Consider the following 22096-nt stretch of genomic DNA (forward strand, 5'->3'; position numbering starts at 1 on the left):
CCGTCGCAAAAGGGGTCAACCCACGCAAGCGCGGGCCACGTCCGGCGGCGGGAAAAATTCACCGGATAAACCCATTCCGGAAGTCGGCCGTTTTGAAGCCCACGCCGTCAACCGCCTGTCTGGGAGCCCGAATGTCCCCGTTCTTCTCGAAGCGCCGCGTGTCCTTCCTCAGTGGTGCCCTGCTCTCGGCGGGCCTCGTGGCCGCGTGCTCCACCTCGAGCCCCCAGGAGCAGCAGGCGAAGCAGGAAGTGTCCACCGCGCGCTACTTGAGCGCCCCCCGGAACGAGGTCAGGGACACCCCCGCCCCCGAGCCCACCGCGCTGGCCGCGGATGCCGTGCCCGAGGAGCGCGAGGCCGCCGGGAGCGGGAACGCGGAGTCCCTCATGGCCCCACCACCGCCGAGCCCGTCGGTCGCGCCCGCGCCGATGGCCCTCATGCGGCCGTCCACCGAGGCCGCGAAGCGAGCCATGCCCTCGAAGACCATGCCGTTGGCCCAGGGCGTGAGCGGCGGGCTCATGGGCAAGGTCGCCGGGGGAGCCCCGGGTGATGGGAGCCCCATCGAGGTGAAGGAGAAGGCGAAGGCGGACCTGGACGACAAGTCCCTGAACGAGGGCGGCAACACCTTCGAAACCTACAAGCCCAACGCCTTCACGGAGACGACGAAGGACGCGCTGTCCACCTTCGCGGCGGACGTGGACACGGCCTCCTACTCCCTGTCGCGGCGCTACCTGCAGCAGGGCCAGCTGCCGCCCACGCAGGCGGTGCGCGTGGAGGAGTTCGTCAACGCCTTCAAGTACCGCTACACCCCGCCGGAAGAAGGGGCCTTCACGGTCCACCTGGAGGGCGCGCCGTCACCGTTCAACGCACGCCGCCACTTCGTGCGCGTGGGCGTGCAGGGCAAGGTCGTCTCCCGCTCGCAGCGCAAGCCCGCGCACCTGGTGTTCCTGGTGGACACCAGCGGCTCCATGGCGTCGTCGGACAAGCTGCCCATGGCGCTGGAATCCATCAAGATCGCGGTGAGGAACCTCAACGAGAACGACACCGTGGCGCTCGTCACCTACGCGGGGGCCACGCGGGACGTGCTGGCGCCCACGCCCGCCACGGACGTGAAGAAGATCCACGCGGCGCTGGACACGCTGGCCGCGGGCGGCGGCACCGCGATGGGCTCCGGCATGGAGACGGCCTACAAGCACGCGGTGAAGAAGGCCTCCGGCAGCGTGGTGTCCCGCGTGGTGGTGCTCTCCGACGGCGACGCCAACATCGGTCCCAACCTGAGCGCGAAGGAGATGCTCGCCAGCGTGCAGAAGTACGTGTCCGAGGGCGTCACCCTCACCACGGTGGGCTTCGGCATGGGCAACTACCACGACTCGCTGATGGAGCAGATGGCCGACAAGGGCAACGGCAACAGCTTCTACGTGGACAGCATCAAGGAGGCGCGCAAGGTCTTCGAGACCCAGCTCACCGGCACGCTGGAAGTGATCGCGAAGGACGTGAAGTTCCAGGTGGAGTTCAACCCCAAGGCCGTGAGCCGCTACCGCCTGATGGGCTACGAGAACCGGGACATCGCGGACAAGGACTTCCGCGACGACAAGGTGGACGCGGGTGAGATTGGCGCGGGCCACACCGTGACGGCGCTGTACGAGGTGGAGCTGACGGGCGAGACGCAGGAGCTGGCCACGGTGCGCATCCGCGCCAAGGCGCCCAACGGCACCGAGGCCAAGGAGCAGGCCTTCCCGCTCACGCGCTCGCAGCTCAAGCCGTCCCTGGAGGCCGCGTCGCCCGACTTCCGCTTCGCCGTGGCCGTGGGCGCCACCGCGGACATCCTCCGCGCCGCTCCCGCCGCCGAGGGCTGGAGCCTCTCCACCACGCAGAAGCTCGCGGAGAGCGCCGCGGGCAGTGACTCCGATCGCCACGAGTTCGTGAAGCTCATCACCCAGGCCCGCGCGCTGAGCAGCGCGTCCGCCCGGGGCCGCTGACCCCAGCGAGGACACCTCTGGAATGTGCAGCAAGGGGACTCCGCCCGCCACCGGCATCCACCGGTGGCGGGCGGAGTGTTTTTCAGCGCTTCAATAGACGGTGAAGGTGGGCGGCGTGGTGCTGGTGAAGAAGTTCGTGAAGCTGGCCGTGTAGTAGTTCCCCGCCTGGCCATTGATCAGCCCCGTCTTGGTGCCGGAGACACTCACCCCCGTGCCTCCCCCGGAGAGGCTGACGGTGCCCGTGTAGATGTCACCCGTGCCGTGGTCGCAGAGGAAGTCCGCGTGGCGCACGGTTCCGAGCGTCGTCGGGTTCACGTGCCGGAGCGCGTACTTGTACCGCGCGGGCTCCAACGGGCCCGTCCGCATCACGAAGCCCACCGCGAGCCCCAGGCTGTTGCCCACGAGCGCGAGCGACGAGGGCCTGTCCTTCACGACGCGGGCGACCACCACCGAGGCGCCCGTCGGAAGGGAGCAGCCCGTGCCGCCCAGGCGGGTCAACACGACGTCATGCGCCGCGGGTGACTCCGTCACCAGGACCGTGGACACATCGTAGGTGCAGCCCTGCGAGGACGCCGTCGTCAGGCTCGCGGACTGCTGCCCCAACGCCTCGCCCTCCTCCACCGGCTCCGGCCCACCACAGGCCGAGAAGACCAGCGCCGAACCCAGACATACCGCGCGCGTGAATTTTTTCATTTCTGGATACCTTTCCTTGCGGGGAAAGAACGCACCCTATCAAACCCAACCAGCCCGACCAGGACGCGGAGCATGTCTGTCCTTGACGCAAGGCAGCGCGTGTATGCTGCGCGGCATGAACCGACCCTCCGCTTGGAAACCTTCGCTGCTGCTGGCCGTGGCCTCATTCGCCTGTGGAGGCTGCGGTGACTCCGCCTCCGGGGGCGGCGTGGCGCTGGGTTCGGAGCAGAAAGGGATTGCGACCTATTACGACGCCAACGGCGGCGGCAATTGCAGCTACGAGCCGGGCGGCGACCTGATGGTGGCGGCGATGAACCGCGAGCAGTACGACGACAGCGCCGCCTGCGGCCAGTGCGTGGACATTGACGGGCCCAAGGGCAGCGTGCGCGTGCGCATCGTCGACCAGTGCCCCGACTGCGACAAGGGCCACCTGGACCTGAGCCGCGAGGCCTTCGCCAAGGTGGCGGAGATGAAGGACGGCCGCGTGGACATCACCTGGACGCCGGTGTCCTGTGACGTCGCGGGCCCCGTGCAGTACCACTTCAAGGACGGCAGCAACCCGTGGTGGACCGCCATCCAGGTGCGCAACCACCGGCTGCCCATCCAGAAGCTCGAATGGCGGCGCGGCGGCGACTGGAAGGCCCTGAAGCGCGAGAGCTACAACTACTTCGTCACCGGTGACGGCGTGGGCGAAGGCAGCTTCCAGGTGCGCGTCACCGCCACCGACGGCCAGCAGCTCACCGACACGCTGGAGCAGGTGCTGGACGACGAGACGGTGGACGGGGCGGAGCAGTTCGCGCCCCAGAAGTAGGCGCGAACCGCTCCGAGGCCCAGGCGCTCCCTAGCGGCGCAGCATGCCGCGCAGCAGCTCCAGCGCCTCGGTGATGCCCTGCCAGACCTGGAGGGCCTTGATGCCCTCCCCTTCGCCCTGCACGTTGCGGCGGGCGGCGCGCTCCAGGGGCAGCAGCGCGCCCTCCACCAGCTCAATCTGCCGGCTCAGCTCCGCCGGAGTCGGGCCACTCGCCGCGCGCTGCAGGGACTCCGCCTGCGAAGGCATGGACACCGACACCGGCCGGTCCGCCAGCGCGGTGATGGCCTGGGAGAGCTGCGCCAGGTACGGCCCGAAGTCGGGGGCCTGGGCGGGCATGGGGGCATTCCTCAAGGTGGGCGGTTCGGCCTGGGCCGCCACCCGCTCCGTGAGGGCCTTGAGCAGCTGGGCCAGGTGCTTGAGGTACGGCGCCAGGTCCGTGGCCGGAGCCGCCGGGGCCGCGGGCGCCACCACCTGCACGGGGGCGGGCGTCTGCTTCGCGGCGGCCGTCTCGCGGCCCACCCGGGCCACCTCCAGGACGGCCTCGCGCAGGGCCTCCAGGTGCGGGGCCACCTCCGCCATCGGATCCACATCCGGGGCGCTGCCGGCCTGGGCCGCGGCCTGGACCACGGCGTCGCGCACCGCGCCCAGCTGCTCCTCGATGGCGCCCAGCTGCCCGGTGACGCGCGCCACGGGGTCGTCCTCCTTGCCCCCCATGCGCTTCACGCGGGCGAAGCCCTGCTTGATCTCCTCCCAGCGCTTCGCCTTCTCCGGCGTCAGGCGCCCGCGCATCTCCTGGAGCTTGAGCAGGTTCTGCTCCGCGGCGGTGGTGAGCGTCTGGGACTCGCCCTGGTAGTGGTCGTCAATGCGCCGCTCCAGCTCGTCGTCCGTCATCGCGGAGACGACCTTCTCCGCCATCTTGTTCATGTTGCGGTAGCTGCCCTGCAACTTGAACGGAGGCTCCACGCGGAAGCGCTCGTCCTGCGCGGCGGACGCGATGTACTGGAGGTTCACCTTCAGCAGCACCTGCTGCACGCGGAACAGCCGCTGGAAGACGGCGACGATCTCCTGGAGCTCCGCCGCCGCGTAGCCGTGCTTCAGCTCGCCCGCGGGCACTTCTTCGCCCTTCGCCATCCGGATGAGGCGGTGCACGTCCTGCGGGTCGCGCGTGGCCAGCGGCGCCAGCACCGGGTTGGAGGTGAGCGCGTTCTCCAGGTAGCTGAGCGAGAAGAGTTCCTCCTTGCCGTCCAGGATGTCGCCCAGGTTGTACGTGTCCGCGCGGTTGGCGAGCATGTCCGGGATGCGGAAGCGCTCGCCCGTCTCCGTGTACGGGTTGCCCGCCATCACCACGCAGAACTTCTTGCCGCGCAGATCGTACGTGCGCGTCTGGCCGTTCCAGACACCCTCCACGCGGCGCTGGCCGTCGCAGAGGGAGATGAACTTCTGGAGCAGCTCCGGATCCGTGTGCTGGATGTCGTCGAGGTAGAGCATCACGTTGTTGCCCATCTCGAAGGACAGGTTGATGCGCTCCACCTCCTGCCGCGCGGTGGCGTTGGGCGCCTCCGCCGGATCCAGCGACGTCACGGCGTGGCCCAGCGCCGGCCCGTTCACCTTCACGAAGGTGAGGCCCAGGCGGCTGGCCACGTACTCCATCAGCGTCGTCTTGCCGTAGCCCGGCGGCGACATGAGCAGCAGCATGCCCATGCGGTCCGTGCGCTTGCCCTCGCCCGCCGCGCCCAGCTGCTTGGCCAGGTTGGCGCCGATGAGCGGCAGGTACACCTCGTCGATGAGCCGGTTGCGCACGAAGCTCGTGAGCACCTTGGGCGTCAGCTCCTCCAGCCGCAGCTTGCGCCGCTCCTTGTCCAGCAGGTCGCGCAGGTACGCGCGGTAGGCCGTGTACGCGGGCACGCGCACCTGGCGGAACTCGCCCAGGCGCGACAGGAACTCGTCCAGGCGGAGCGCCAGCTTGCGGTCCTGCACGCGCGGGTGGCTGCCCAAGAGGCCCGTGGCCTCCGTGGACGTGATGGCGCCCGCCGTCTCGCGGTCCAGCTTGCGCTCGGTGACGAGCACGACGGCGGTCTCCAGCGCGACGTAGGCCGCCTCGCCCGCGCCGCCCTCGCGCTTCGCGAGGAACGCATCCACCCACGCCCGGGCAATGCGCAGGCGCTCGGGCAGGTTCTTCTCCAGGCCCCGCAGGTCCTCGTCGAAGGCGGTGCGTGAGCCGTGCCGGTCCAGGTGCGCCAGGAAGGCCTCCTGCACCGCCAGGGCCTCGCGACTGGTGGTGAAGCGCGGGTGCTCCACCGCCAGCTCCTCCACGAGGTAGCGGCCCGCCTGCCGGCCCTCCGCGGGCGACGCCTGGAGCCCGTGTCCCTGGAGGAACGCGAGCACCCGTCCGCCCAGCTCGTCCCCCAGCGCCACCAGGTCCGACGTGGTGTCGAACGCCTCACGCAGCCGCGCGAGGCTGCGCGCGCGCCGGTGGAACACACCCCGGAGCGTCTCGTCCGGATCAAACGCCCAGTAGAGCGCGGCCCAGGCGCGCGGCCCCGGAGCGAAGCGCAGCAGGCCCGCGCCCTGGTGCAGCGCGAGCAGCTTCTCCAGGAGGGTCACCGCGTCCGCGTCGTGTACGCCGCGCTCGTAGCCTTCATCGAAGCGCTCCGCCGTATACGCGCGCACGCGCTCCAGCAACTGGCCCTGCGCGCCGGCCTCGTACAGCGCCGCCAGGGTAACCCCGCCCTTGCCCTCCTCCGCGTCCATCAGCAGGGCGGCGGCCAGGTACTCCGCGCGGTACACGTCGCGCGTCTCGGAGACGAGGTGCTGCTCCCAGAGCTCGCGGTACTTGAGCAGCTCCGGGTCCTCCAGCTTCTGCGTGTAGTCGGAGCCGGTGAGCTGCAGGTACAGCGCGCCGTCGCGCGGCACCAGCGTCAGGTCCAGGGGCTGGGTGTTGACGTGGAAGCGGTAGGGCCCCAGCTTGATGAGCCCCTCGCCGCCCTCGAACAGGTCCTGCCGGTCGCGCAGCGCGCGCAGGGCGTCCTGCTTCGCGGACTTCACCCGCGATACCACCTCGTCCGCGCGCACGCTGTCCTGGAGCGCGAGCAGCTGCTCCGCCAGCTGCCGCAGCTTGAGGATCATCGCGTCGGACGCGAAGTAGGCGTTGAGTTCGTCGTCCGACTTGAACGACTTCGCCCGCCGCTGCACGCCCTGGAGGATGCGCTCCGCGGCGCTGAAGAGGCCGGACGCGCGGCGCTGGCGCTCGTCCACCAGCGACTGCTTGCGCGCGCCAAAGGCCTCCAGCAGCTCCTCGCGCTTGACGGTGATCTGCCCGAGGAACTCGTCGAACTCGCCGAAGCGGCCCTCCAGCTCCTCCAGCATCACGGTGAGCCGCGACAGCCCCTCGTCGCACTTCTCCGGCGAGTCCGCCTGCGACAGCGCGTTCTCGATGCTCTGGCCCAGCAGCTTGAACTGCGCGCCGAACTCCGCGCGCTTCTCCCTGCTGCTCAGCTCCTTGCGCCGCGCCTGGAGCCCCGCGCGCACGCGGTTCAAGCGGCTGAACAGCTCGGAGATGCCCTCCAGGATGCGCGCTCGCGCCAGGGGGTCGCCCACCTGGAGCGCGCCCACCACCTCGGCCAGCACCTCCAGGCCCTGGCCGGTGCGCTCCACGTCCTCCGCCAGCGGCGCCAGCTCCGCCGTCGTCGTCACCGGCTCCAGCCGCGTCAGCAGGTCGTCCAGCCGGGTGGCCAGCGGCTGCAGCGCCTCCCCCTTCTGGAGGAAGTCCACGGCCGCGCTGCTCACGGCGTCGGACGCGGCCACCACCGCCTGCTCCAGGGCGTCCAGGCGCCCCAGGTCCATGTAGCGGACGTCCTTCAGGGTGATGAGGTGTCCGCGGTGCCGGCGCAGGTCCGCCAGCGCCCGCATGAAGCCCTCGGCGTCCGTGAGCCCCTCCGGCTGGGCCTGGAGCAGCAGCGTGTCCTGCGCTTGCGTGGACTGAGCGAGCGACTCCTCGGCGCGCTTGCGCATCGCGAGGACCTTCTCGAACTCATCGATGATGAGCTCGGAGGTGCGCCGCAAGAGTTCAATGGGCTCCTGGAGCCCGACCTCCGCGTGGCCCAGCCAGTAGTACGCGTCCAGGGCCCGCGTGGCCGCGGAGACCAGGTCCTCGTAGGTGCGGCGGGTGGGCTTGTCCGTCTTCGCCACGCGCGGCAGCGTCAGCGCGTCGCTGATGCCGCGCACCAGCTCCGCGTTGCCCACCTTGCCCAGGTAGCCGGGCGCGGGCGGCAGTTGCGCGGCGTGCTCGTCGGAGACGAACGGCGTCTGCCACACCTGCATGGGGTGCACGCGCGTGGGCTCCTGCGACGTGGCGCGGAACACCACCAGCCCACCGTCCGCGAAGAGGCTCATGCCGTGGGACACGAGCGGCGTCTGCACCTCCTTGCGCACCAGGTTGTACGGGAACAGCACGTAGCTGCCCTCGTCCCGGCGGTGGAAGACGTAGAGCACGTCCTCCCCGTTGGGCGAGCGCACCGCCTGGTGGAACTCCATCCCGTCCGACGCGCCGTCGAAGACCTTGTAGTCGCCCGTCTGGAGGTAGTAGCCGCCGGGGAAGACGATGCCCTGGTCCTCGGGCAGCCGCACGCACGACTGGCCGATGGCGTCGATGCGCACCACGTGCTGGGTGCGCGCGTTGAAGACGAGGTAGCGGTGCGCCTTCTCCCGGAACGGCAGCACGCGCAGCAGGATGAGGCCGCCCACCTGCGTCCAGGCGAACTCCGCGTCGTCCAGCGACTGGTCCGGATCCTCCACCGGCTCGCTGTAGATGCCCATGCCGGTGGCGGTGTTGTCCTCGACCTTGATGGTGAGGTCGCCCTTCACCGTCTCCACGAAGACCTGATCCAACACGTTGACGTGGGGGTGCTGGCCCAGCACGTACCGCTCGCGCGTGGCCACCGTCCACTCGAAGTCGTGCGACGGCGGGTAGACGTGGTCGCGCTCTCCCTGGTTGTCCACGTAGGTGGCGCGGCCCTCCACGTCCACGTTGAAGCGGAAGACCTTGAGGTCGCGCGCGGACTGGCCCGTCTGGAACACCGCCAAGAGGCGCGAGTCGCGCCTTCGCAGCTGCAACAGCTTCGCGTCCTTGTAGTACTTGTACAGCTCTCCGAAGTCCTTCACGAACCGGGGGTCCGCGAGGAAGCCGCCGGCCTCCGTGGAAGGCACGGCGGACAAGTCGAAGCCCTCGGCCGTCTTCTCGAAGCGGTGCAGCGAGAAGACGTCCGAAACGACGGTCTCCTTCTTCAGGCCGATGAAGACGTTGTAGCCGAAGAGGAGGTACTTCCCGACGCTGACGATGTCGCGCGGGACGCAGTTGTTCTCCGTGCGCACCCGCTCGTTGCCGATGACGGTGAGTTCCGTGCCGCCGAACAACGCCTTGCGCCGCCCGTTGAGGTCGTTCGCGCGGGTCGCCAGCGCGTCCGCCTGGGAGTGCAGGCGCGCACGGATGACCTCGTAGCTGCCGCCCTCCAGCGTCGCCTCGCCCCCGGGCACAGGGGTGCCCGGGGTCTTTCCACCGTCAGTCGCCATGGCTGTTCATCCCCCTGCTTTCAGCCCTGCTTTTCGAGGAGGGCCGCGGCCTCCGTCTGCACCAGCGCCTTGATGCCGGCGGCGGTGGAGGCGGTGGGGTTGACGGACATCCGGTTGAGCAGCGCGGCGACGGCCAGGTTCTGCGCGTCGTTGGTGAGGCCCGGCTTGGAGAGGATCTCCTTCAGGTCCGCCGGCAGGTCCTTCTCACCGTTGAGGTAGCCGCCGAGCGCCTTCTTCAGCGCCTCGCCGTGATCCAGCGCGCCGTCCACCGAGCTGCCGAAGGACACGGCCTTGATGAAGTTCTCGAAGAACTTCCCGTCGCCGCCGACGATCTGGAACTTCGCGTTGCTGAACGCCTGGGCCAGCACGGAGGCCTGGGCCTGCGCGATGTCCTTGCGCACGTTGATGGCCGCCAGCTCCACGTCGCGCTCCTTGTTGAGGCGCAGGCGGTACTCCTCATGCTCGCGACCCACGCCGTCCAGGGCCTTCATCGCCGTGGCCTTCTCCGACAGGCCCCGCGCCTCGGCCATCAGCTTCTCCTGGATGGCGGCGGCCTCGGCGAGCAGCTTCTCACGCATGGCGAACGCCTCCGCCTCGCCGCGCTTGTGGATGGCGCCGGCTTCCGCCTCCTGCACGCGGGCCTGGGCCATGCCCTTCTCTTCCATGCCGGACGCCTCGGCGAGCAGCTTCTCGCGCGTCGCGGAGGCCTGCGCCTGGCCCTGCTTCTGGATGACGGAGGCCTCGGCCTCCTTCACGCGCACCTGCGCCATGCCCAGCTTCTCCGTGGCGACCGCGTCCGCTTCCCGCACGCGCACGTTGGCGAGCCCCGCGGCGGCGGACTCGGCCTGGATGCCCTCGGCCAGGCGCATCTTCGCCTTCGCGGACTTGTCCGCGGCCTCCAGGTCCGCCTCCGCCAGGGTCAGCTTCTCCTTGGCGAGGAAGACGGCGATCTTCGCGCTCGCGTCCGCGGCCTGGATGTCCTTGACGGACGCCTCTTCCGCGTGGCCCTGGGCGGCGATGATGAGCGCGTCCTTGTTGCGACGGGCCTCCGACGTCACGCGCAGGTCCTTGATGTTCTCCTCTTCCTGGGCGACGGTCTTCTCCACCGCGATGCGCGCGCGCACCACGTCGGCGATGGCCTTCTTCTCGCCTTCCAGCGCCTTCTCCTTGGAGATGCGCTGCAGCTCCGTCTCACGCTCGCGGTTGATGGCTTCCAGGGCGCGGTCCTTCTCCACGCGCTCGGTCTCCACGCCCACCACGCGCTCGCGGTTCTTCTGCGCCACCTGCACCTGGCGCGTCTTGTTCTCCTCGTTGATGGCGATCTCTTCTTCCGCCTTGATGCGCGCGAGCTGCGCCTTGGCGAACTCCTCGCTCTTCACGCGGTCGGCCTCGGCCGTCTCGCGCGCCTGGATGCTGTCGATCTCCCGGCGCTGCTTGGCGGCGGCCTCTTCACGCTGACGCTGCAGGGCGAAGATGGCCTCGTCGGCTTCCACGTCCCGCTTCGTCACGGCCATGCGCTCGGACTGGCGCAGCTCGTTGGTGAAGACGTTCTGCTCGGTGGTCAGCTGGGTGATCTTCCGGATGCCCTGGGCGTCCAGGATGTTGTCCTTGTCGAGCATCTCCACCGGGGTCTGCTCGAGGAAGTCGATGGCGCAGTCCTCCAGCATGTAGCCGTTGAGGTCGCGGCCGATGGTGCCCACCACCTTGTCCTTGATCTCATCGCGCTTGGTGTAGAGCTCCTCGAAGTCGAAGCTCTTGCCCACCGTCTTGAGGGCCTCGGAGAACTTGGCCTCGAAGAGGTTCTCCAGCGTCTCCTGGTCGCTCGCGCGCACACAGCCGATGGACTGGGCGACCTTGAGCACGTCCTCGCGGGTCTTGTTCACGCGCACGAAGAAGGTGACCTTGATGTCCGCGCGGATGTTGTCCTGGCAGATGAGGCCTTCCTTGCCGCGGCGGTCGATTTCGACCGTCTTCAGCGAGATGTCCATCACCTCCGCGCGGTGGACGATGGGGAGGACGACCGCGCCGGTGAACGTCACCGTGGGCTCGTTCTTCATCGTGTTGACGATGAGCACCTTGCCCTGATCCACCTGGCGGTAGAACTTCGCCACGCTGACGAAGATGCCGAAGAGGATGATGATGCCGCCGCCGATGATTGCTGCCAGGCTGATGGGATCCATGGCCTTCCTGTGAAGTCGTTGGGCGGGCCTTGTTCCAAGCACTCGGGGTCCCCCGCGAAAGCCACCCGGTACCGATTGCCGCGTCCGCCCGGAAGGTCCGGGGGACGCCAATGATCAAAGATTCAAAGGCTCAATTCATCGCTGCGAGCGGGCCCGGGCGACGGCCGCTGCCTTGAGCGGATCCCGCAGCTGCTCCATTTCCTGGGGCAGGAGCCAGTCCACCGGCTCCACCTCGTACACGCCGCGCTCGGCGTCGTAGCCGAGGATCAACGCCGGCTCGCCGCGCTTGAGCTGGTTGGGCTTTTCGCAGACGACGTTGAGGATGAGGCCCGCGGCCCCATCGTTGAAGGTCGCGTGCCCGCTGCGGCCCGTCACGCTGCCGCTGGAGATGTTGCACACGCGGCCCATCAGGGCTTCGCGGCCCGGGGCGCGCTTGGCGATGAAGATGGGGCGCAGGGGGCGCACCGCGAGCCCGCCCACCACCGTGCCCGCGAAGGCGCAGCCCAGGCCCAGGCCCGTGCTGACGAGCCACGAGGGCAGCATGGAGAGCGCGGCGTGCACCGGCAGCACGCTCACGAGCGACAGCGACCAGGACAGGAACACCACCAGGCTCGCCGACACCGTGATGGGGATGCCGCCGAAGCCCAGCAACGACATCAGCCCGGTGGCCGCCTCCGCGTCGTGCAGGTGCGAGTGGCCGTGGCCATGTCCGGCGACGGCCTTCGCGCCGCCCTCCAGCAGTCCGGAGGTCGCCTTGGCGCCGCCCTCGAAGGCACCGCTCACGGCCTTCGCGCCACCCTCGAACGCACCGCTGACAGCCTTGGCGCCGCCCTCGAAGGCACCGCTCACGGCCTTCGCGCCGCCCTCCAGGTCCAGGTCGCCGTCGAGCACGTCGATCCCCACCGCGCCGATGATGACGCACAGCCAGTAGGCCAGCGTCACCCCGAGCAGGATGGTGAAGAGCGCGGTCGGAAACGCCAGGAGGGCGTCAAGGAAGGTCGTCATGCCTCGGGAATACTTTCGGGTGGGTGTTGAGCGGCAGTCTAAACGACTGCACCTCCAACCGAAAATGCCACCCGGGGCTTTTCCGCCTGCCTGCTGTGCGTGCCTCCAGGTACCGAGCGGCTTGCCGGCCGCAAGTGGGCTGCGCACTACAGGGTGAGCCCAGGCGTCCAGGCGTCCTGGCACCCGGCACTGGATGACAGCCATGACCTCGCACCTCGCCGTAGCGGACACCGAGCCCAGCCTGCCTCCAGGCCGCCGGAGCGCCCGGGGCCTGACGCAACTGGAGCGCCTGCGCCGGGACGGCCACCGGCGGCTGGGGACGATGAAGCGGGGCTTCCGCTACGTGGATGCGACGGGCCGCCCGGTGTCCGCGGCGGAGCGGGAGTGCATCGAGGCCCTGCGGCTGCCCCCGGCGTGGACGGAGGTGGCCATCGCGCCGAAGGCGTCCGCGCGGCTCCAGGCGGTGGGCCGGGACGGGGCGGGCCGCTGGCAGTACCGCTACAGCGAGGCGCACACGCAGCGGCAGCAGGACGTGAAGTTCCAGCGCATCGTGAGCTTCGCGCGCGCGTTGCCGAAGATGCGGCGGCGGGTGAACACGGATCTGCGCAAGCGGGGGCTGGGCCGGGAGCGGGTGCTCGCGGGCATGCTGCGCATCCTGGGAACGTGCTTCATCCGTCCGGGCAGCGAGCGCTACGCGGAGGAGCACGGCAGCATCGGGCTGGCCACACTGCGGGCCCGCCACGTGAAGGTGACGGGCGACACGGTCGTGTTCGACTACCCGGGCAAGTCGGGCGTGCGCCAGCACCGGGAGCTGAAGGACCGGCGCGTGGCCACGCTCGTGCGGCAGCTGCTGAAGGTGCCCGGGCGCGACGTCTTCAAGTTCGTGCTGGACGACGGCGCGGTGGTCGACGTGCGGCGCCGGCACCTCAACGAATACATCCAGGAGGTGATGGGGCCCGGCTACAGCGCCAAGGACTTCCGCACCTGGGCCGGCACGCTCATCTGCGCCTGCGCGCTGGCGCGGACCCGTGCGTCCCTGAAGGGCGAGGAGGATTGCTGCCCTCGGAAGAAGAAGACGGTGCTCAAGAAGAGCATGGTGTCCGCGGTGCGCGAGGCCTCCGAACACCTGGGCAACACGCCCGCCGTGGCGAGGGCGTCGTACATCTACCCGTCGGTGCTCGCCCTCTTCGAGCGGGGCCAGGTGGTGGACCGCTACTTCAAGTCCGTGGACGAACTGGCGGCACACGCGGGCGAGGGCATGCACTGCTCGGAGAAGGCGCTGCTGCACATGCTGGGCAGGCCGCGCGGCGCCTCGAAGCAGGCCGCCGTGTAGCGCGGAAGGGGCCGCCCGGAAGGGAGGCGACCGGGACGGGCCCATTCTCCCGGCACCCCGGAAGGCGTTAGCGTCCGGTCCGTGCCCGAGTACGTCACCCACCGCGACGCCCTGCCCCGCGCCGAGCTGGAGTCGCTCGGGGACGCCCTGCTCGGCTCGCGCTTCGTCGCGCGCAGTCCGCTGATGGGGACGTTCCGCGCGAGCCGGGGCTTCTCGTTCATCTTCACGCAGGCCGGCCGGGTGACGCTGGAAGAGCGCTTCCCGTTCCTGTCCACGTACCTGCGCTGCATCCTCGATGGCGACAGCGCCCGGGAGCTGGTGCCGCCCCCGCGGCGGCGCTGGTTCGGCGCCCGTGCTCCCGCGCTGCGGCCCAATGCCTTCTACCTGAACCTGCTGCTGCTGGACGCGGGGACGCCGGTGGGGCGCCACATCGACGCGACGTTGCAGGAGCCCAGCGGCCTGCGGCAGGCGACGCCCGCGCACGTGAGCGTGCTCTACCTGCGCGTGCCCCCGGAGGCCCGGGGCGGAGCGCTGCGGCTGTTCCGTGACGCCGAGGCCCAGGGGGAGATCGCCCCCGAGCCGGGCCTGCTGGTCCACTTCCGGGGCGACCTCGCGCACGAGGTGCAACCCTTCACGGGCGGCCCCGAAGGCGCGCAGCGGGCAAGCCTCGTCTGCGAGCAGTACGCGTTCACGGACAAGGTGCTCGCCCGCATCCCGGAGTTCCGCATCCAGTCCAAGGCGGGCTTCTCCGCCTACCTGCAGGCCCAGCGTGAGCGCGAAGGGGTCTCCCCTTCCGTGGGGACGCTGGAGGAGTGAAGCCCGGCTGGAGCCTGTCCCTGGGGCATCCGAGCACCCGGGCAGGCCCCCGCTTGCGGCCCTCGCGCGCCGTACCGACTGTTGAGATTCACCCTTGCGAGGGAGCACGGACATGGCTGGAAAAAAGCTGCAGGAGGGATACGGCGGCACCAGCGAGCAGCGTCAGCGCCACCTCGGGAACGACCGCTTCTCCGAGCGAGGCCCCCGCAACGCGGAGGAGCTGGAAGAGGTCCGCCCCCCGCAGGAGGCGGACGGTCACCGGGTGGTGACGTTCAACCCGTTGGAATCGGATCCGCCGGCCGACGACGACCGCTGAACGCGGGCCGCGCCAGCGTCCGGGCCTGCTAGGTTCCGCGCCCGCGATGAGTCAAAGCCTCACCCTGCTGGCAGGTCCTGACGCCCTCCGCATCCTCCGCGAACGCGGCCTGCGAGCGGAGGACGTGGACATCCTCCCCGGCGCCTCGGGCGGCCCCAAGTGGCTGGCGCTGGAGGGGATCGATCGCGTGCTGTTCGGTGAGCTGCTCCAGCAGCCCCGCGACCGCCCGCTGCACCTCATCGGCAGCTCCATCGGGAGCTGGCGCCTGGCGTGTCTGGCGCAGAAGGATCCGGTGGCCGCGATGAAGCGCTTCGCGGACGCGTACCTGGATCAGCGCTACCCGCCCAAGCCCCCTCCGTCGCTCGTCAGCGAGACGAGTGCTCGCATCCTCGAGGTGCTCCTGGGGCCGGACGGCGCGGAGGAGATCCTCACGCACCCGTGGGCGCGGCTGCACGTGGTGACGACGCGGTGCAAGGGGCTGCTCGCGGTGGAGCAGTCCGGAGCGCAGCTCACGGGCTTCGTGCTCGGGGCGCTGGCGAACGCGGTGAGCCGCCGGACGCTCGGGCTCCAGATGCAGCGCGTGCTCTTCCACACCGCCGGGGACTCCAGTCCGTTCGCCGGGCTCAAGGACCTGCCGTCGGCGCACCTCCCGCTGACGCGCGACAACCTGCGCCCTGCCCTGCTCGCCTCCGCCTCCATTCCGCTCGTCATCGCGGGCGTCCATGACATCCCGGGCGCGCCGCCGGGGACGTACCGGGACGGAGGCGTCGTCGACTACCACCTGGACGTGGACTACGGCGCGGGGGACGGGCTGGTGCTCTACCCGCACTTCTACCCGTACGTCGTGCCCGGCTGGTTCGACAAGTCGCTGAAGTGGCGTCGCGCGGGGCCGCTCAATTTCCGCCGCGCGCTGATCATCGCGCCGTCCCCCGCGCACCTGGAGCGCCTGCCCGGAAGGCGCATCCCGGACCGCGCGGACTTCACGTCCATGAAGGACGACGACCGCATCCGGGCCTGGAGGCAGGTGCTGACCGAAGGCGAACGGACAGGCGACGAGCTGCGAGAGCTGATCGCCACGGGCCGCATCGCGGAGCACGTCCAGCCGCTGTAGCGCGCCCCCTCAGGCCGCGAGCCACGTCCGGAGCGCCGCGTAGACCTCCGGGTGGTTGAGCAGGTCCAGGTGGTTCGCGCGGAGGATGATCCGCTGATTCGCTTCAGGGAACCGCAGCGTCAGCTCCCCCTGGAGGTGCCTCCCCAGCGCACTGTCCACGGGGACGAGCCCGTCCCCGGGAAGCCGCTCCGACAGCGCCTGCGCGGACGTCGCCGCGACCGCGTAGCAGTCCACTCCTTCGGGCAAGGCGAGCTGGCGGCGGGCATCGCCACCCCATCCGAAGCGCTCCCGCCCTTCCCAGTGCTCGTCGAGCACGTTGCCGAAGCGCAGGTCCGTGACGCCCGCCCCGCGAATCTGTCCGAGCCGCGCCAAGGGAGCGCTGTAGGGGCTGATGCCGAGCAGCACATCGACCCAGCTCCCGGCCCGTTCGAGCGGTGAGCCATGGTGCGGCGTGCCCAGGCAGACAAGCCTGCGCAGCTTGTGCCGCCAGAGCTGTCCCCCCGCTTCCGCAGCGAGGCACGCGCTCCGGGATACGAGCCCACCCATGCTGTGGCCCAGGAGCGTCAGCTCTTCAATCGGCACGGGCCACGCGGCCACGAGCTGCTCCAGCAGCTCCGAGAACGCGCGCCCGTTGTGGGAGACGCGCAGGCCGCTGTTGTAGTGGAGGTACACCGGTGTGTACCCGAGGTCGCGGGCCAGCGCGGCGCCGTGGTCGTGTCCGAGCCGGCTCCACTGCAGATCATTCATCGACGAGCCGTGGACCAGCACGAGCAGCTTGCCGGTGGCCCCAGGCAGGGCGTCGCGCAGGGCGCCGGGCTCCAGGCGCAGCGGCCGTCCGTTGATCCGGAACGTCATCGGGATGGCGAGCGCGTTGCCGCCCTCGTGCAAGGCGTCGCCCAGCACACCGTTCAGCGCGGCGACCACCGCCTCCCGCTGCGGCCCGGGCGCGCTGTCACCCAGCCACGGCGCGAGCTGCGCAAGCGCTGCGTCGATGCCCTCCCCGACCTGCTGCGTGACGCCCTGGAGCGTCGCGTAGAGCAGCCCCGTCAGGGCGCGCACCGGTCGCTCCAGCGGCTTGCCGAGAATCGCGGGCCCGCTGGCGATGGTGCAGTGCATCTCCTGGACGATTCCCATCACGCCCTGGGTGGCCTGCACCACCAGGCGGCTGGCAGCGCGCAAGGCATCCGCGTTCTTCCGCGCACCGCGAAGGGAATCGCTCGTCATGGCCTCACACCCCACGGGCATCGACCCGCCAGAAACCTACCGAACCGTAACCTACCCGTGAGTAGGTCCAGGGTCAACGCAGGTCCGGGCGCACGCGACGAAGCGGGCCAAAACGAAAAAGGGGCCCCGGTCAAAGACCGGAGCCCCTTCTTTTTCGAGTTGCGGGGGCAGGATTTGAACCTGCGACCTTCGGGTTATGAGCCCGACGAGCTACCAGGCTGCTCCACCCCGCGTCACCGTGCTGCCTTTGCTTCTGAAGCTAAACACCAGGGGTCTGGTCTTTCATTTCAACCAGACCCCTGGTCTTTCAAGTTGCGGGGGCAGGATTTGAACCTGCGACCTTCGGGTTATGAGCCCGACGAGCTACCAGGCTGCTCCACCCCGCGGCGAGAACGAGAGGGTAAGTACATCTGCCTCTCGTCACCGTCAACTCTATTCTCGGTGCTCCACCGCATTGCGGCGAGGGAGCACCGAGAGCGAGTGACGCACTACTTGCCCAGCTTGCTCAGCAGATCCGCGAAGGTGCCGAAGCCCTTCTTGCCCGAACCCACCGGCTTCTGCGTCTTCTGCCACGCCTCGACCTCGGCGCGCTCCTCGGCGCGGATGGCACCGGGGATGGACAGGCGGATCTTCCCGGCCGGATCCATGTCGATGATCGCCGCCTTCAGCTCCTGACCGATGGAGAAGTGCTTGCGCATGTCCGTGCCGCGGTCGGTGCCCGTCTCGCTGGCAGGGATGAGGCCCTTGCCGCCCGGGAACGCGAGGAACACGCCGTAGGGCTCCAGCCGGTCCACCTTGCCGACGACGACGTCGCCCACCTTCGGGCGAGGCGCCGGGGCCGCCGCGGGGGTCGTCGTGGCCGCCTTCGCCGGACGCTCCTCGGCAGGACGCTGCGCCTCCTCCTCGGAGATGCGGCGCAGGCCGATGCGCTTGTCGTTGGGGTCGATCTTCTCGATGGACACCCAGATGACCTCGCCCTCCTTCACCGCGTCGCGCGGGTGGGCGATGCGCCGGTCGCTCAGCGCGGAGATGTGCACCAGGCCATCCACGCCCGGGCGCAGCTCCACGAAGGCGCCGAAGGGCTGCAGCCGGACGACCTTGCCCTGGAGGCGGTCGCCTTCGTGCAGTTCCTCAATCGCCTTCTTGAACGGATCCTCCTGGCGCGAGCGCAGCGACAGGGTGATGCGCTCCTTCTGCTTCGCCTTGTCGGAGGAGTTGGGCTGCCCCTCCTCCATGCGGATGATCTCCACCTCCACGTCGTCGTCCTGCTTCACGACCTCGCTGGGGTGGCCCACGCGCGTGTAGGACAGCTCGGAGACGGGGATCATGCCCTCCACGCCGCCCAGGTCCACGAACACGCCGAAGTCGCGCACGCCGGAGACCTTGCCCTTGACCGTCTTGCCCACGGCCAGCGTCTTGCGCGTCTCCGTCGCCAGCTTGCGCTGCTCGTCCTCCAGCAGCGACCGGCGCGACAGCACGATGTTGCGGTCCCGCACCTCGGTGACGCGGAACTGGAGCTTCTCACCGATGAACTGATCCGGCTTCTCCACGAAGCGGATGTCCAGCTGGCTGATGGGGCAGAAGGCGCGCATGTCGCCGATGGCGACTTCCACGCCGCCCTTGTTGACGCTGAGCACCATGCCCTCCACCGGCATGCCGGTGGCGCGGGCCTCGGCGAGCATCGCCATGGACGCGTTGCCCTTGGCCAGCGCGCGGCTGAGCAGGATGCCGCGGGCACCCATCTCCACCACGTGCGCCTCGATGCGGTCCCCCACGCCGAAGCGCAGGATGCCCTCATCGTCCTTGAGCTCGCGCAGCTCGATCATCGCCTCCGACTTCGCGGAGCCGTCCAGCGACACGAACGCGGTGTCCGCGCCGAGCTGGAAGATGGCGCCTGCGACCTTCTCGCCCACGCGAACGCCGCGGCGGCCGGGAGCCCCACCGTCCTTGACCTGCGCCTCGAACATGTCGGCGAAGGACTCGGACTCCTGGACCTCCTCGTACAGGGGGCTCGGCACGGGGGCCGGGGTCACCGGACGCGGCGTCGGCGTCGGGGTCGCGGAGGAGGCAGAGGCCTGCGCCTCGGCGCCCGTCTGCTCCGCCGTCGCGGTCGCATCGGTGGGCTTGTCACCTTCCAGCGCGCGCGTCTCGATGGTGCCGGAGGCCCGCTTCACGACGACCATGGGGCCTGACGGACGGCGCTCGCCGCCTCCACCACCCCGCTTCTCGCCGCCGCCACCGCCACCACCGCCGGGGCGCCCACCGCGAGGAGCACCCGCGTCGCCCTGGGGACGCGGCGGCTGCGCATCGCGCGCCCCACGCTCCCGTCCCTGACCGCGCTGCTCGTCGCGGCCTCCGCCGCCACGGCCACCGCCGCGCTCGTTGCCCTGGCCCCCCGAAGGGATGCCCAGCATCACGTCGCCAAACGTGGCCTTCGGCTTCTTGGGACCGAAACCGCCAGGACCGCCCGAATTACCGCCGCTCTTCTCGTCGCTCACTGCCGAGACCTTCCGTTGACGATTTCGACCCCGGACTCCCGTGAAGTCAGGGCCTCTTGAAAAAGGCGGCGCACTCTACACGCGCGCCATGTCGGGAGGAAGCCGCATGCGGACCTCCCCCCACAATCGGCCTCCTATCGCAACCGAAAGGGGCCTGTCCTGCATTCCGTTCCAGCCCCCCCACATCGCCTGGAGGGCAGCCGTCCCACCGGGCGCCGCACCGCGTCTAGCGGATGAGTTTCAGCCGCCGACCGACCTTGCGGAAGACAGTGCCTGCTTCCGGGATGCCCAGCGCCGCCGCCACCGCGAAGTAGACGAGCCCGAAGGGCACCGCGACCGCCACCAGCCCCAGCACCGGGTGCAGGTGCGGCGGCACGAGCACCCCGCCGCCCCACTGGGCTTCCACCCCGGGCATGGGGCCCAGGAGGGAGGTCAGGCCCTGTTTGACGGCCAACGCCACCAGCCCGCCCACGACCGCCGCGCCCCAGAGCCGGGGCAGCAGCCCCCCGGGCACGCCCACGGGCCCCACGCGCTGCTGGAGCTTGCGGCGCAGCAGCGTCGTCTCCACCCAGGCCACGATGCCGCTGGACAGGGTGAGGATGGCGGCGCCCAGCTCGCGAGGCAGCCCCAGCCGCTCCGGCAGCCACAGGGCCAGGAAGTACGCCATCACGGTGCCCAGGGACACGCGCACCACCGCGTAGCGCAGGGGCGTCTTCGGATCCTTGAGGGCGTAGAAGGCGGAGGCGTAGAGGCGGCCCACGGTGGAGGCCACGAGCCCCACTGCCGCGCCCATCAGCAGGTACCAGAGGTAGCGCGAGTCCGCCGCGCTGAAGCGGCCCGTCTGGAGCAGCGCGCCGCTCACCAGGTCCCCCAGGAACAGCAGCGCCGCCGCGGAGGGCACCACCCAGAAGGCGATCCGGCGCGAGCCCGCGTCGATGCGGGTCCTCAGCTTCGCGTGCGCCTCCGCCTCCCCTTCCCCCGTGGCGCGCGCCATCTCCGGCAGCTCCGCGGCGGACACCGCCATGCCGAAGAGGCTCACCGGGATGAGGTAGATGGTCTGCGCGTAGAGGAGCGAGGAGAGCGCGCGGTTGGAGATGAGGGACGCGAACGCCGTATCCACCCACGCGCTGAACTGCACCACCCCGCGCCCCAGCACCACCGGGCCGAAGTTCTTCAGCACCTGGCGCACGGAGGCGCTCGCCAGCGACAGGGCCGGACGGAAGCGCCCCAGGAGGCGCATCACCGTGGGCACCTGCACCGCGAACTGGAGGAAGCTGCCCAGCACGACGCCCCAGGCCAGCCACTCCGTCAGGGCCTCCTCCGCGGCGCGGCCCCCCTGGGAGTACCGGCCCCCCACCGCGAGCAGCGTGGCGATGATGACGACGTTCCACACCACCGGCGCCAGGTAGGACAGCAGGAAGCGCCGGTGGCTGTTGAGGATGCCCAGGCACCACGCGCTCAGCACGAGGAAGCCCGTGCCGGGGAACAGGATGCGCACCAGCCGGATGGCCAGGTCGCGCTCACTGCCCTCGAAGCCCGGGGCAATGACGTCCACGAACATCGGCGTGGCCAGCATGCCCAGCGCCACCAGCACGCCGGTGGCCAGCGTCAGGAGGCCGAACACCGCCCCCGCGACCCGGTCCGACTCCTCCGCGTCCTTCTTGCCCAGCAGCTGGGCGTACACGGGGATGAAGGAGCCTGACAGGACGCCTTCGCCGAAGAGGTTCTGCAGGAAGTTGGGGATGCGCAGCGCGGCCTTGAAGACGGCGGCGGCCTCCGCGTTGCCCAGGTAGTGCGCGAAGACCCGCTCGCGCACGAGCCCCATCAGGCGCGAGGCCAGGATGCCAATGCCCACCAGCATCGCGCCCCGGCCCCCCGTGCGCTCGGGTGCGGCCGGAGGGGTGGCGGCCGGGGAAGCAGGCTTCGGGGGCGACGCGGGAGCAGGGGCAGTCACGAAGGCGCGGACTCTACGTCCGGCGTCTTTCGGCGTGCAGCAGGAAACCCGACGACCGCTGTTTCTCTTGACGGTGCCCCCACGGGTTGCCAGGGTCCACATCAATGGCCGGAAAGTCCGACAGCGAGCGGTCCGACGTCGCGCGCATCCGCGCCGTGCTGGCACGCGAACTCGAAACCATCAACGAGTACGAAGCCTTCGCGGAGGACTCCACCAACCCGGAGGTCCGCGCCTTCTTCCTCCATCTGGCGGCGGAGGAGAAGGAGCACGTCTCCGAGGCCACGCACATGCTCCGGCTGCTCGACAAGGGCCAGGACACGCACTTCGCCAAACCCTTCGTCGCCGGCCACTTCCAGGCGGCGGTCACCCCGGCCGGAGTCCCCGTGGAGCTGCCCGCCGCGGAAGCCCCGGCCATCGTGGGGCACGTGCCGCCTCCCGTGGGACGCATGACGGCCGAGCCGCTCACGTCCCTGCCGCCGCAGCGCCTCATCTACGGCATCCCCGCGCCGCCGCCGTCCGCCAACAGCCACCCCCTCACCGTGGGCACCCTGCGCCGCGGTGGTGGTGGTGGCGGCGGCTCCGGTGGCGGTCGCTGAAGCCCCTTCGTCCTT

General features: G+C 70.2%; 14 protein-coding genes and 2 tRNA genes. 7 read left to right on the forward strand and 9 right to left on the reverse strand.

All coding sequences use genetic code 11. The features are described 5' to 3' along the window. The first annotated feature begins 131 nt into the window (after nucleotides 1-131). Nucleotides 132-1976 (forward strand): vWA domain-containing protein, encoded by a 1845-nt coding sequence (locus tag D7X12_RS02205; RefSeq protein ID WP_120623606.1) that lies wholly within the window; start codon nucleotides 132-134, stop codon nucleotides 1974-1976. Nucleotides 1977-2066: 90 nt separating this feature from the next. Here D7X12_RS02205 and D7X12_RS02210 read toward each other — a convergent pair whose 3' ends face one another. Beyond that, nucleotides 2067-2669, reverse strand: coding sequence for a hypothetical protein (locus tag D7X12_RS02210; RefSeq protein WP_120623607.1), 603 nt, complete (start codon nucleotides 2667-2669; stop codon nucleotides 2067-2069). 115 nt (nucleotides 2670-2784) lie between these two features. On the opposite strand from D7X12_RS02210, the gene D7X12_RS02215 reads away from it, so the two are divergent. Then, the gene (locus tag D7X12_RS02215; RefSeq protein ID WP_208718779.1) at nucleotides 2785-3480 is read left to right on the forward strand and encodes an expansin EXLX1 family cellulose-binding protein; all 696 of its coding nucleotides are present in this window, start codon (nucleotides 2785-2787) and stop codon (nucleotides 3478-3480) included. A 30-nt stretch (nucleotides 3481-3510) separates the two neighbouring features. Here the strand turns inward: D7X12_RS02215 and D7X12_RS02220 are convergent, their stop codons facing one another. The 3 genes from D7X12_RS02220 to D7X12_RS02230 form a co-directional block, all read right to left on the reverse strand. After that, entirely contained in the window at nucleotides 3511-9048 is a 5538-nt protein-coding gene (locus tag D7X12_RS02220; RefSeq protein ID WP_120623609.1) for a DNA repair ATPase, read from the reverse strand. 20 nt (nucleotides 9049-9068) lie between these two features. Further along, nucleotides 9069-11228, reverse strand: coding sequence for a flotillin family protein (locus tag D7X12_RS02225; RefSeq protein ID WP_120623610.1), 2160 nt, complete (start codon nucleotides 11226-11228; stop codon nucleotides 9069-9071). A gap of 135 nt (nucleotides 11229-11363) precedes the next feature. Further along, nucleotides 11364-12233: a hypothetical protein gene (locus D7X12_RS02230; RefSeq protein WP_120623611.1), complete on the reverse strand. Its 870-nt coding sequence runs from the start codon at nucleotides 12231-12233 to the stop codon at nucleotides 11364-11366. A 202-nt stretch (nucleotides 12234-12435) separates the two neighbouring features. Here D7X12_RS02230 and D7X12_RS02235 point away from each other — a divergent pair, with 202 nt between their 5' ends. From D7X12_RS02235 to D7X12_RS02250, 4 genes are all read left to right on the forward strand, one after another. Then, nucleotides 12436-13566 (forward strand): DNA topoisomerase IB, encoded by a 1131-nt coding sequence (locus D7X12_RS02235; RefSeq protein ID WP_244224301.1) that lies wholly within the window; start codon nucleotides 12436-12438, stop codon nucleotides 13564-13566. An 81-nt stretch (nucleotides 13567-13647) separates the two neighbouring features. Beyond that, nucleotides 13648-14382 (forward strand): 2OG-Fe(II) oxygenase, encoded by a 735-nt coding sequence (locus D7X12_RS02240; protein ID WP_120623612.1) that lies wholly within the window; start codon nucleotides 13648-13650, stop codon nucleotides 14380-14382. A gap of 112 nt (nucleotides 14383-14494) precedes the next feature. Beyond that, entirely contained in the window at nucleotides 14495-14698 is a 204-nt protein-coding gene (locus tag D7X12_RS02245) for a hypothetical protein (RefSeq protein ID WP_120623613.1), read from the forward strand. A 46-nt stretch (nucleotides 14699-14744) separates the two neighbouring features. Continuing rightward, a complete protein-coding gene (locus tag D7X12_RS02250; RefSeq protein WP_120623614.1) occupies nucleotides 14745-15809 on the forward strand; it encodes a patatin-like phospholipase family protein in 1065 nt (354 codons plus the stop codon). A gap of 9 nt (nucleotides 15810-15818) precedes the next feature. On the opposite strand, the gene D7X12_RS02255 is transcribed toward D7X12_RS02250, so the two are convergent. The 5 genes from D7X12_RS02255 to murJ all read right to left on the reverse strand — a co-directional run bounded on the left by D7X12_RS02255 (nucleotide 15819) and on the right by murJ (nucleotide 21392). Then, a complete protein-coding gene (locus D7X12_RS02255) occupies nucleotides 15819-17033 on the reverse strand; it encodes an esterase/lipase family protein (RefSeq protein WP_120623615.1) in 1215 nt (404 codons plus the stop codon). Nucleotides 17034-17192: 159 nt separating this feature from the next. Then, nucleotides 17193-17266 (reverse strand) — tRNA-Met (locus tag D7X12_RS02260). Between the two features lie 79 nt (nucleotides 17267-17345). Then, nucleotides 17346-17419, reverse strand: a tRNA-Met gene (locus tag D7X12_RS02265). Nucleotides 17420-17521: 102 nt separating this feature from the next. Further along, a complete protein-coding gene (locus D7X12_RS02270; RefSeq protein ID WP_120623616.1) occupies nucleotides 17522-19531 on the reverse strand; it encodes a S1 RNA-binding domain-containing protein in 2010 nt (669 codons plus the stop codon). Nucleotides 19532-19757: 226 nt separating this feature from the next. Further along, nucleotides 19758-21392: a murein biosynthesis integral membrane protein MurJ gene (gene murJ, locus D7X12_RS02275; RefSeq protein ID WP_167508966.1), complete on the reverse strand. Its 1635-nt coding sequence runs from the start codon at nucleotides 21390-21392 to the stop codon at nucleotides 19758-19760. 197 nt (nucleotides 21393-21589) lie between these two features. Between murJ and encB the strand changes: the two genes are divergently transcribed. Next, the gene (gene encB, locus D7X12_RS02280) at nucleotides 21590-22081 is read left to right on the forward strand and encodes an encapsulin nanocompartment ferritin-like cargo protein EncB (RefSeq protein WP_120623618.1); all 492 of its coding nucleotides are present in this window, start codon (nucleotides 21590-21592) and stop codon (nucleotides 22079-22081) included. The last annotated feature ends 15 nt before the right edge of the window (nucleotides 22082-22096 follow it).

The sequence above is a fragment of the Corallococcus sicarius genome, from assembly GCF_003611735.1.
Classification (GTDB): Bacteria; Myxococcota; Myxococcia; order Myxococcales; family Myxococcaceae; genus Corallococcus; species Corallococcus sicarius.

What these genes read in the sequence shown, in the direction of transcription:
- D7X12_RS02205 (WP_120623606.1), top strand. Translation starts at nt 132, where the DNA reads ATGTCCCCGTTCTTCTCGAAGCGCCGCGTGTCCTTCCTCAGTGGTGCC.
- D7X12_RS02210 (WP_120623607.1), bottom strand. Translation starts at nt 2,669, where the DNA reads ATGAAAAAATTCACGCGCGCGGTATGTCTGGGTTCGGCGCTGGTCTTC.
- D7X12_RS02215 (WP_208718779.1), top strand. Translation starts at nt 2,785, where the DNA reads ATGAACCGACCCTCCGCTTGGAAACCTTCGCTGCTGCTGGCCGTGGCC.
- D7X12_RS02220 (WP_120623609.1), bottom strand. Translation starts at nt 9,048, where the DNA reads ATGGCGACTGACGGTGGAAAGACCCCGGGCACCCCTGTGCCCGGGGGC.
- D7X12_RS02225 (WP_120623610.1), bottom strand. Translation starts at nt 11,228, where the DNA reads ATGGATCCCATCAGCCTGGCAGCAATCATCGGCGGCGGCATCATCATC.
- D7X12_RS02230 (WP_120623611.1), bottom strand. Translation starts at nt 12,233, where the DNA reads ATGACGACCTTCCTTGACGCCCTCCTGGCGTTTCCGACCGCGCTCTTC.
- D7X12_RS02235 (WP_244224301.1), top strand. Translation starts at nt 12,436, where the DNA reads ATGACCTCGCACCTCGCCGTAGCGGACACCGAGCCCAGCCTGCCTCCA.
- D7X12_RS02245 (WP_120623613.1), top strand. Translation starts at nt 14,495, where the DNA reads ATGGCTGGAAAAAAGCTGCAGGAGGGATACGGCGGCACCAGCGAGCAG.
- D7X12_RS02250 (WP_120623614.1), top strand. Translation starts at nt 14,745, where the DNA reads ATGAGTCAAAGCCTCACCCTGCTGGCAGGTCCTGACGCCCTCCGCATC.
- D7X12_RS02255 (WP_120623615.1), bottom strand. Translation starts at nt 17,033, where the DNA reads ATGACGAGCGATTCCCTTCGCGGTGCGCGGAAGAACGCGGATGCCTTG.
- murJ (WP_167508966.1), bottom strand. Translation starts at nt 21,392, where the DNA reads ATGCTGGTGGGCATTGGCATCCTGGCCTCGCGCCTGATGGGGCTCGTG.
- encB (WP_120623618.1), top strand. Translation starts at nt 21,590, where the DNA reads ATGGCCGGAAAGTCCGACAGCGAGCGGTCCGACGTCGCGCGCATCCGC.